2 protein-coding genes and 1 pseudogene are annotated in these 2,650 nt (G+C 40.7%); all 3 read right to left on the bottom strand.

Features of this window, described 5'->3' with window-relative positions; translation table 11 throughout:
- Window positions 1–190, bottom strand: a 190-nt coding sequence (locus AC1931_RS15355; protein WP_483878151.1) for a transposase, incomplete at its 3' end; no start/stop codon positions are given.
- Window positions 191–616: 426 nt separating this feature from the next.
- Window positions 617–2,212 (bottom strand): P-loop ATPase, Sll1717 family, encoded by a 1,596-nt coding sequence (locus AC1931_RS15350; RefSeq protein WP_483878150.1) that lies wholly within the window; start codon window positions 2,210–2,212, stop codon window positions 617–619.
- Window positions 2,213–2,412: 200 nt separating this feature from the next.
- Window positions 2,413–2,650: pseudogene (locus tag AC1931_RS15345) on the bottom strand (hypothetical protein); the annotation flags it as partial.

Below are 2,650 nucleotides of genomic sequence, written 5' to 3'. Positions count from 1 at the left end.
AAAGATGAACATGGTTAGAGGTGACGGTGTAGTTCAGAAGTTGTAGACCGTAGCGCTTACGGGCCTCGCCAAGCCAAGTGACAAAGCGGGAGCGATCATGGGCAAAACGCAGCAGGAATTCCGCCTGATGGCAGCGATGCGTAATGTGCCAAATGCACCCCGGGATGAAATGACGATTAGCTCTTGCCATGCTCCCCTCCATGTAATGCAATAGAATGATAATTGATCCTGCAAACCCACGATTTTGACTGTGAAAATCAGGCCATAAACCCATTCTTGAATGCTTTTCATGGTCATTTCAATGCAATTTCAGCTACTTGTCTTGGTCCGACCCCAAATCCTCGAGGTGGTTTTCGCACCCTGACGTTTTGATTGGAACGGCACAAGGGTACGTCAGTGATTCCAGGCAGCAGGGGAAAACGGTGAATATTGAACCGAGCCCTGTAAAAAAGAGCCTCGATAAGTGTTTGGTGCAGAATACGTCTGCAACCAGGGTCGAATCCCAAGCCGGAAGCCGGATGGTCGAGAGTTGATCAGTCGTTTGTCAAAGAACGAAAAGACTACTTTTTCGGGTCAGGGATTTTTTTGCCCTTGACCAACGGGGGCCTGATAAGTGTTAGCTGATTTTCTTATGTTTTTTCCCTAGGTCTAGTGCTTTCATCACAGCGTAATGGGCATCGTATCTGACCCCAGTTTTTACCTTTGGTGAGATATTTGAAGGAGACCTCTCTCTATGGCACCAACCAAAATAAGGCTTATCTTCGGTGTCAATGACGTAGCCAAGAACATTTGTTTCGTATAGAAACTGTAAGAAAAAATCAGCTGTTTTGGTGTAGCCAGGGTTCTTAATGCCATTCTCTGAGAGAAACTCCATGTACTTCTTGAACGCAATTATATATTCGTCATACGTGAACCTGCTATTGCCGTCTAGGAATTGGAAGAATTTTATGAAATATTCATAGTCACTGGCAGGATAATAAAAAGACAAATGATCTTTTATTTCTCCAAGAAAGTAATCTGCATATTTGCGTGTGAACATAGGACTTAAAAGGTCCTCTTCAGAAAACTTGTCTTCTGAATTTCTTTTTTGCTCTATAAAGTTTTCTTTTAAAATACTCAGTATTACCGATACGCCTCTAGGTCTATATAGGGAATATCTTAATATTGAAACGAATGAAGTAAGGTTTTCCGTTTCATAAAAAACATTTCTTGTATTGAATGGGAAGTAGTAGTCCCACGCTTCACCTTCTTCAAGGCTCTTTTCTTGCTGAAAGGAAAGAAGCTTATCTGCTAGTTGAAACAGGTCAGAATTTCTATGTTCAGGATAGTAGGTCAGCCAATTAAGCACAGCACTGTTGTCCCTAACCTTGCTATTCTGGTTTTGGAAGCCAATGCTGTCAAATATGTCTGGTCTCACAAGAAGGATGGCCTTTAATCTGCCTTTTGAGTCCTTGATATTTCCAAAAAAATCACTATTAAGTGACCATATCGCATTGGCTAACCCCTTTACACAATCAAGATAGTCGTTGTATTCCAAATCAAAAGGACGAACATCTATTCCGTCAATGAAAATTGTATAGTTTTCTTTCAGCGAAAGCGACGAGAGGGCTTCTTCGAAATGTTTTTGAATATATAGAAGGTTGATTTGAAATCGGGTTTCTGAGAATTCAATTTTCTCTTTTTCTGCACCGGCGATATTGAAATATTTATTTAGAATGCTCGCGCTTAAGGATGATTCTTCAGCGAAGTTTATAGCGCTAAGTATTTCAGGAGAAAAAGAATTTAAATAAAATTCGTCTACAGATTCTTTTAGTGCATTAAATTTTGAAAAATTCCTAAACAACCCAGCCTTGAGCTCTCTGGAAATTATTAATTCTGAAACTAGTAACATTAAGATTACTTTCCAGATATTAGTGTAATCAGTCAATGTCAATTGGTGCTTATTTTTCATTTCTACAAATTTTTTATACTCTGTTTCTCGAATGTATTTTATTGATGAATTTGTGTTGTTGAAATTATTATTTGCATAATAAACAGCATAAGCCGTTTTACCGGTTCCTTTTTCACCGATCAGAAAATACTTGTTTTGATCAGCTAGTTCATCAAGGATATTTGTTCTCAAAAAGATACTATTTAATAATTCTTTATTACTTTTTGTTTTATAACTTTCTGCATCACGAAACCCTAAATTCAGTTCTCCAATTGATTTCATTGTATCTCCATTTTTTCAGCTAACGTTTTGCATAAGCGGTTGCAATGGAGCGAAGCGGAATTAGCAATCCGTCTTGATGTAATTGTTAGATGAATCAAACAACATCCTTTCGCGCTAACCATTGTGTATGCTCCCTTGACCCCTACAGATGGGGTCGGACCAAGATATCCCCCTGAAACTTAAGAGAAAACGCCCCGTAATTACCCGGCTTTCACCCCTATAGGTCGATTTTCAGAGGTAAAATCGGTGCCATATGGCTCTTGCGCTTCGCGCAGCATGAAAGCATCGCCCACCAGGACGACCTTTCGCCCCTTGGCCCGCAAGCCCAGCAGTTCCTTGGTCTTCTGCACGAACGCGGCACTGCCGACGGCGATACTTCGGCTCCACACCTCTTCCCGTTGCTGCCGGTTCGAGGCCAGGGCTGCTTCAATCCATTCT

The sequence above is a fragment of the Pelovirga sp. C15f genome (assembly GCF_057178085.1).
The sequence above is the reverse complement of the archived record's forward strand: the minus strand, read 5'-3'. Positions and strand labels throughout refer to the sequence as shown.